This is a genomic window from Nocardia neocaledoniensis (assembly GCF_029868625.1).
Taxonomy (GTDB): domain Bacteria; phylum Actinomycetota; class Actinomycetes; order Mycobacteriales; family Mycobacteriaceae; genus Nocardia; species Nocardia neocaledoniensis_A.
On record NZ_JARWOJ010000353.1, the window covers coordinates 25,276 to 32,466 of the forward strand.

Sequence of the window (7,191 nt, forward strand, 5' to 3'; positions counted from 1 at the left end):
ACGGCGGCGGGAGCACTGATACGCCGAGGTCAGCGCGGGGTGAGGACGAAGACCGGGATCTCGCGATCGGTCTTCTTCTGGTATTCGGCGTAGTCGGGCCAGACCGCGACCGCGCGATCCCACCACAGCGCCTTCTCCTCGCCGAAGACCTCGCGCGCGGTGTAGTCCTTGTTGACGGTCCCGTCGCGCAGCTCGACGTGCGGCTCGGCCTTGATATTGAAGTACCAGACGGGATGCTTCGGCGCCCCGCCCAGCGACGCGACGACGGCGTACTCACCGTCGTGCTCGACCCGCATGAGCGGCGTCTTGCGCAGCTTGCCGGTCTTGGCGCCCTTGGTGGTGAGCAGGATGACGGGCTTGCCCTGCAGTGAGGTGCCGTCGGCTCCGCCGGAGTTCTCGTAGGTCTCGGCCTGGGTGCGTGCCCAATCGGAAGTGCTCGGTGCGTACTCTCCAGTCAGTGGCATGACCTGCACAACGATCCGTCCGCGTGTGATGTTCCCGATAGGTCCCGAGTGGAAAGTTCGGTGGCCCGAACTTCGGAATGCGCCTATCCTGTGTGCATGGCAGTGGTCACCCCATCGGCAGCGCGCGCGACAGTCGACATCGCGGGCAGCGCCTGGCCGGTCTACAAGCTCGAGGCGCTGGTCGCCGGGCTGGTCGTCGGTGCCCTGCTGCTGCTCATCGTCGGCTCGGCGCAGACCGCCGTGCTGGTCGCGGCCGCGGTCGCCACCGCGCGCTGGACCGTCGGGGCCGTCCGGGCGCATTCACTCCGCTAGCTCGAGCGAGCTCAGCTCCCCGCGCGAGAGCACACCCAGTTTCGGATACGCCTTGTACAGGTGGTGCCCGACCGTGCGATGACTCAGCACCAGGCGCGCCGCGATCTCCCGATTCGACAACCCCTGCGCGGCCAGCCGGACGATCTGGGCCTCCTGCGGGGTGAGCACACTCAACGGACCCTCGCTCGACCGCGCGTCGACCCCGATCCCCAGCGCGGCCAGTTCCGTGCGCGCCCTGGTACTCCACGGCGCCGCGCCGAGCCGCTCGAACAGAGTGAGCGCCTGCTCGAGCTGGGTCCGCGCGTCGGCCTTGCGCTTGTCCCTGCGCAACCACTCGCCGTACAGCAGCCGGGTGCGCGCCTCGTCGAACGGGCGGTTGGCGGCGAGGGCGGTGCGAAAATGCGGCTCCGCGTCGGCGCCCTCGGCCAGCAACGCCCGTCCTCTGGCCACCAGCGCGGCGATCCACGGCTGCCCCGATCGCGCCGACCACTCGCTGAGCTGCGTCAACGCCGCGTCCGCCGGCACGCCGAGCCGCGCAGCCACCTCGATCTGGTCGGCCAGGCTGCGCAGCCCGCTCACGTGATGTCTGGCCGGTTCCGCGGTCATGTGCGCGAGTTCGGCTCGAGCCTGCTCGAGCCTGCCCGTCCCGAGCGCGAGTAGCGCCAGCGCCGCATGCGCCCACGGGGCTCCGGCCGCGCGCGCTCCGCCGAACTCCTCGGCCATCGTCCGGTCGGCGTGCTCGCGGCAGGACCGCTCGTCACCGCGTATCGCCGCCAGATAGGCCACGAACGCGCTGAGCTGGCTGACCCACTGCGGCTGACCGATGTCGGCGGCGATGCGCAGGCCCTCCTCGGCCGCGCCCCGGCCGGCACCCGGCCGCCCGCCGAACAGCTCGGCCTCCGCCCGGAAGAACAGCAGCGGCGCCAGCAGCGCGATCCGGCCCTGCTCGCGGCTCTCGGCGATGAGCTCGTCGGCCAGTTCGCCCACCTGCTCGTCCTGGCCGACCACCAGCCCGCTGCCACACAGCTGCACGAGGTCGGCCGGGCTGTCGGCGCCGTTGGCCCTGGCCGCCGCGGCGGCCGCACGCAGATCGACCGTGCGCCGGCCGGTCAGCGACCCGGTCAGATATCGCGCGATCGGTGTGAACGGGTCGTCCTCGTCGAGCGCTGAGGTAGCCAGCAGCTCGGCCACTTCATCGAGCTCCGCGGGCCCGAGGTACCACGCCGTGTGCACCGCTCGTGTCACGATCTGCGCGGGCACTCGCCCGCCGCCGCGTCCCTGGTGGCCGGACTCGGCTGCGGCGTCGCCACGCGCGGCCGCCATCAGGCGCCGATGCGCGGAACCCAGCGCCCCCGCGGCGAATTCGACCTGGGCTCGCACCAGTTCCAAGCGCAGACGCACGCCCGGATCCTGCTCGCACGAGTCCTCGCCCGTCTGGGTGGCGGCGCGGTCCGCGAGGCGGGCGGCATAGTCGAACAGCCCGGCCTCGGTGGCGGTTTCGGCGGCGGCGACGAGCCGGCGGACCCGCGTGGCGGGGTCGACGCTCAACGCGGCGGCGCGATCATAGGCGGCGACCGCGCCATGGAAGCCGTTGCGGCGACGGGCGCGATCCGCGGTGTGCTCCAGGGCGGAGGCGGCCTGCTCATCGGAACCCGTTGCGGCGCTGGCGAGATGCCATGCGCGCAGGTCGGCGGCGTCGGGGTCGGTCATCGCCTCGGCCAGCGCGCGATGGGCGGCCAGCCGATCGGTGAGCGCCGAGCCCTGGTAGACGGCGGCGCGGGAGAGCGGATGACGCCACGTCACCACCTGCCCGTCGGTGCGCACCAGCCCGGCGTCGGCGGCGGGTTGCAGATCGGGCAGCGCCGCGCCGAGGTGGGCGGCGGCGCGCAGGATCGGGGCAAGGTCCGTCGTGCCCGCCGCGGCTGCCAGCAGCAGCACCGTGCGCGTGGCGGCGGGCAGCCGGGCCACCCGGCCGTAGAAAGCCAGCTGCAGCCGCTGTGTCAACGGCAGCGGATTCAGGTCGTCCACCGCGCCAAGCACCGACGGAAGCTCCAGCAGCGCAAGCGGATTGCCACCCGCTTCGACCAGCAGCCGATACCGCGCCGTGGGCGACAGCGCGGTCGTTCCCGCGTCGAGCAGGGCGGCCGATGCCTCGGGCCGCAACCCGGGCAGTATCAACTCCGGCAGACCGGGCGCGGGGAAGTCTCCCGGCCCGGAGCGCGCGGCGAACAGCATCACCACACCCTCGGCGTCCAGCCTGCGGGCGGCGAACAGCAGCGTCTCGGCGGTGGCCCGATCCAGCCAGTGCGCGTCGTCGATCAGGACGAGCAGTGGTCCCTCCGCCGCCTCCTCGGCCAGCAATGTGAGGACGGCGAGACCGATCAGCATCCGGTCCGCGGGCGCGCTCTCGCCCAGCCCGAACGCCGATTCCAGCGCCTCGCGCTGGCGCGGTGGCAGCTGCCGCACCAGCGCCATCCCCGGCCGCAACAGCAGATGCAGCGCCGCGAACGGCAATTCGGCCTCGGACTCGATCCCCGCACCACGCGCCGCCGGGATGCCCTGGGCCGCCGCGTAATCCAGCAAGGCCGACTTGCCGATCCCGGCCTCGCCGCGCAGCACGAGGGCGCCGCTGCGTCCGGCGCGCGCACCGGCGAGCAGGTCGTCGATGACGGCCTGTTCGGCCTCGCGTCCGTAGAGCATGCGCACCACGGTATCGCCGTACCGGTACGCCGTGGCGAAAGTACCTATAGGTGACTGATTCGCCCGGCCCCCGCGCCGAAATACCGTAGGTGTCATCGCGGGAACGAACCCACGAAGCACCAGCTCAAACCCTATTTTCGGAGGTCGAGATGAACACCGTCGTCGCGCAGTACCTGGAGACCTGGAACACCCGCGAGCCCAGCGACCGCCGCGCCGCCGTCGCCCGGCTGTTCACTCCGGAGGCCCGCTACGTCGACCCGCTGGTCGCCGTCACCGGCCACGCCGAACTCGAGGCCGCCATCGCCGGGGTGCAGGCCCAGTTCCCCGACTGGACCTTCCGCCTGGCCGGACCGGTCGACGCGCACCACGACCAGGTCCGCTTCACCTGGGGCCTCGGCCCCGCCGAGGGCGAGCCGGTGGTGATCGGCTTCGACGTCGCGGTCCTCACCGACGGGCGCATCGACAGTGTCTTCGGCTTCCTCGACAAGGTCCCCACGTCCGCCTGACCCACCTGCCCGAATCAGGAGATCCGCCATGACCACCGCCCCGTCCCGCCTGTCCACCCTGCTCGCGCCCGGCGAGCCCCTGCTGCGCCTGTCGCTGCGTCTCGACGCCGTCGTCACCGGCGCCAACGGCCTGGCCTACCTCGCGCTGGCCTACCCCCTGGAACGTCTGCTCGGCCTCGAGGCCGGCGCCGGTCTCGCCATCGGCGCCTTCCTCACCGCCTACGGGCTCGCCGTGGCGGTGGTCGGACTCCGGTCGCCGATCTCGCGGCCCGCGGCGGGCGCGGTGGCGATCGGCAACGCGGCCTGGGTCGTGGCCAGCCTCGCCGCCGTGCTCACCGGAGCGCTGAGCCTGACCACGGTCGGCACGGTGTGGGCGGTGCTGCAGGCGATCACCGTCGGCGGCTTCGCCGCGCTGCAGTACCGCGGTTTGCGCACGGCGTGACGATCGCACCGGGAACGGGGCCACGAGCATCGTGGCCCCGTTCCCGCTGTCGCGGAACGGGTCTCAGCGCACGAGCAGCGCGACCGGCAACCGCGCGAACAGCTTCTCCATCTCGGCGCCGCCCGAGTAGGTGTGGCCCGTCAGCCGGTCGATCCAATTGCCTTCCGGCAGTGCCAGTGTCGTGTCGAGCCAGCCGGTGGCGGCGAGACCGACCGAATGCCGGGTCGCCACCACGATCACCTCGATGTCCTCACCGGCGGCGCCCCGGCCATAGGAGACCACCCGGTGGGCGTGCTCACCGACCGCGTACATCGGCAGATACGACCCGCCGACGAAACACTCCGGGCGCTCCCGGCGCAGCCACAGCGCGTACGCGACCACCCACATCTTCGCCGCGCCCGTGGTGTCCAGTGTCGGTGGCTCGGTGAGGGATTGGAGCAGACCCGCGCGCACGGCGAAGTTCACCGGCCGCCGGTTGTCCGGGTCGACGAGCGAGTCCTCCCACAGTTCGGTGCCCTGATAGAGGTCGGGGATGCCGGGACCACACAGCTGCAACAGCTTCTGGGCCACCGCGTCCGACCACGCGTGCGGAGCCAGCTCGTGGGCCAGATCGCCGATGCCGGTGCCGACCGGGCCGTCGATGACCGCGTCCAGCCAGCCGTGCACCGCCGCCTCGAACTGCGCGTCCGGCTCCTCCCATGAGGTCTTCACCCCCGCCTCGCGGATCGCCTTCTCCGCGAACTGGTGCAGCCGGTCGCGCAGCCCCGGCACCGACGACGCTGGCCTGCCGTCGGCGGGCCAGATCCCGAACATGTTCTGCAACAGGAACAGTGCCGTCGCGCCGTCGGGCGCCGGGGTGGTCTCGAGCCAGCCGCGCACCCGCTGCGACCACAGCTCGGCCACCTGGGACAGCACGCCGATCCGGGCGCGGACGTCCTCGCCGCGCTTGGTGTCATGGGTCGACAGCGTCGTCATGGTCGCGGGCCAGCGCTGCGACCGTTCGCTGTTGGACAGGTGGAAGTCGTTGACGGAGTGGCCGAACCGCGCCGGATTACCACCCACCTCCTGCAACGACACCAGGCGCGCGCCCTGATAGAACATGGTGTCCTCGACCGACTTCGCGGTGATCGCGCCGCACACCTGGGAGAACCTGATCGCCGCCTCACCGCCCTTGGCCAGCGCGGTCACCAGCACCGACAGCGGCGCGGTGAGTTCGGCGTTGCGCTTCTCCACCTCGGCCACCACCGCGGCGGTGATCCCGGCCAGCGGTGCGTAGTCCACCCGGTAGACCGGCATGAACGCCAGCACCTCGATGGTCGCGTTGCTCACCGCGAGGGTGTCGAAGCTGCCCGCGTGGCCGTCGCGCTTGATCGCCGCGACCAGCCGCCGGATCTCCGGCGCCAGAATGGTTTCCGCGACGGCGCGCTTGATCCGGTGCTCGGTCTCGCCGAACCAGGCCCGGTCGCTGCCGTGCCCGGCGACGTGCTGCGACAGCTCGGTCAGCGTGGCCTCGCCGGACGGATCGATGAGCACGCCACCGACATCGGCGAGCGCGTCGTAGCCGGTGGTGCCGTCGACCGGCAATGTCGCGTCCAGCGGCTCGCGATTGGCGAGGATCTTCTCCACCAGCAGCAGCCGCTGCGGGCCGATCAACCGGCGCAACCGGGTCAGGTAGGCGCTGGGGTGGGCGAGCCCGTCGGGATGGTCCACGCGCACACCGTCGATCAGGTCGTGCTCACACCAGGCCGCCAGCTCGCGATGGGTCGCCTCGAAAACCTCCGCGTCCTCCTGCCGCAGCGCCGCCAGCCCGCTCACCGCGAAGAACCGCCGGTAGGTGCACACCCCGGCCTTCCAGCTCACCAGCCGGTAGTGCTGGCGGTCGTGGATGCGCAGCGCGTTGTCGCCGTCGGTGCCCGGCGCGATCGGGAAGCGCAGATCGTGCAGCGCCAGCATCGGCTCCGAGCCCGACCGGTCCACGGTCAGTGCCGCCGGGTCGTTCTCGCTCCGCAGCACCGGCAGTGCCAGCCTGCCGCCCGCGCCGTTGCCCTGGCTCCAGTCGATGTCGAAGTATTTGGCGTACTTGGACTCCCGACCGTTGCGCAGCACGTCCCACCACCACGGATTCTGCTTCGGATCGCCGACACCCACGTGATTGGGCACCAGGTCGACGATCAACCCCATGCCGCGACTGCGCACCTCGTCCGAGAGCGCCTTGAGTCCGGTGGGCCCGCCGAGCGCGGCCGAGACGGTCGTCGGGTCGGTGACGTCGTAGCCGTGCGTCGAGCCGTGCGCGGCGGTGAGGATCGGCGACAGGTACAGATGCGAGATCCCCAGTTGCTGCAGGTATTCGGCGATGGCTCTGGCATCGGCGAAGGTGAGCGCGTCGGGCCGCAACTGCAGCCGGTAGGTACTGCGCACCGTGCTCGGCCGGAGGGGCGCGCGATGCAGCAGGGTCAGCGGATCGGTCACGTAGGTCTCGGTCATCGTTTCGGTCAGGCGGTTCGGCGTAGGACGAGCAGGCAGCGGCTGGGGACGGGCAGGGGGGGGGGGGGGGGGGCGGGCGCCCCCCCCCGCGCCCCGCCCGGCGGCGGCGCGCGGGAGCGGGAGCGGAGCGGCGGCGGCGCGGCGCACCGGCGCACCAACCGTCGCTGGAACCCGAACATCCAGACCGTGCGTGCGCAGGTTGCCCCTGGCAACACCCGCCGGATGAACGTGTGCACCTCCTGCCTGAAGGCGGGCAAGGTCGTCCGCGGCTGATTCTCAGCCC

Annotated in this window: 6 protein-coding genes and 1 pseudogene; 4 read left to right on the forward strand and 3 right to left on the reverse strand. The window is 72.0% G+C overall.

Annotation, left to right across the window (positions count from 1 at the left end; all coding sequences use genetic code 11):
* Positions 1 to 29 precede the first annotated feature (29 nt).
* Positions 30 to 464: a nitroreductase family deazaflavin-dependent oxidoreductase gene (locus QH270_RS27450; RefSeq protein ID WP_110041726.1), complete on the reverse strand. Its 435-nt coding sequence runs from the start codon at positions 462 to 464 to the stop codon at positions 30 to 32.
* Positions 465 to 560: 96 nt separating this feature from the next.
* On the opposite strand from QH270_RS27450, the gene QH270_RS27455 reads away from it, so the two are divergent.
* Positions 561 to 776 (forward strand): hypothetical protein, encoded by a 216-nt coding sequence (locus QH270_RS27455; protein ID WP_280346947.1) that lies wholly within the window; start codon positions 561 to 563, stop codon positions 774 to 776.
* Here the strand turns inward: QH270_RS27455 and QH270_RS27460 are convergent.
* A complete protein-coding gene (locus QH270_RS27460; RefSeq protein ID WP_280346948.1) occupies positions 765 to 3,476 on the reverse strand; it encodes an ATP-binding protein in 2,712 nt (903 codons plus the stop codon). The two genes, QH270_RS27455 and QH270_RS27460, sit on opposite strands and share 12 nt — an antisense overlap.
* A gap of 149 nt (positions 3,477 to 3,625) precedes the next feature.
* Here QH270_RS27460 and QH270_RS27465 point away from each other — a divergent pair, with 149 nt between their 5' ends.
* Positions 3,626 to 3,982 carry a nuclear transport factor 2 family protein gene (locus tag QH270_RS27465; RefSeq protein ID WP_280346949.1) on the forward strand — a complete coding sequence of 119 codons (357 nt, stop codon included), beginning with the start codon at positions 3,626 to 3,628 and terminating at the stop codon, positions 3,980 to 3,982.
* 28 nt (positions 3,983 to 4,010) lie between these two features.
* Positions 4,011 to 4,424: a hypothetical protein gene (locus QH270_RS27470; RefSeq protein ID WP_280346950.1), complete on the forward strand. Its 414-nt coding sequence runs from the start codon at positions 4,011 to 4,013 to the stop codon at positions 4,422 to 4,424.
* A gap of 63 nt (positions 4,425 to 4,487) precedes the next feature.
* On the opposite strand, the gene treY is transcribed toward QH270_RS27470, so the two are convergent.
* Positions 4,488 to 6,908: a malto-oligosyltrehalose synthase gene (gene treY / locus QH270_RS27475; protein ID WP_280346951.1), complete on the reverse strand. Its 2,421-nt coding sequence runs from the start codon at positions 6,906 to 6,908 to the stop codon at positions 4,488 to 4,490.
* Positions 6,909 to 7,049: 141 nt separating this feature from the next.
* Between treY and QH270_RS27480 the strand changes: the two are divergent.
* Positions 7,050 to 7,181 (forward strand): annotated as a pseudogene (locus QH270_RS27480) (large ribosomal subunit protein bL28); the annotation flags it as partial.
* Positions 7,182 to 7,191 lie beyond the last annotated feature (10 nt).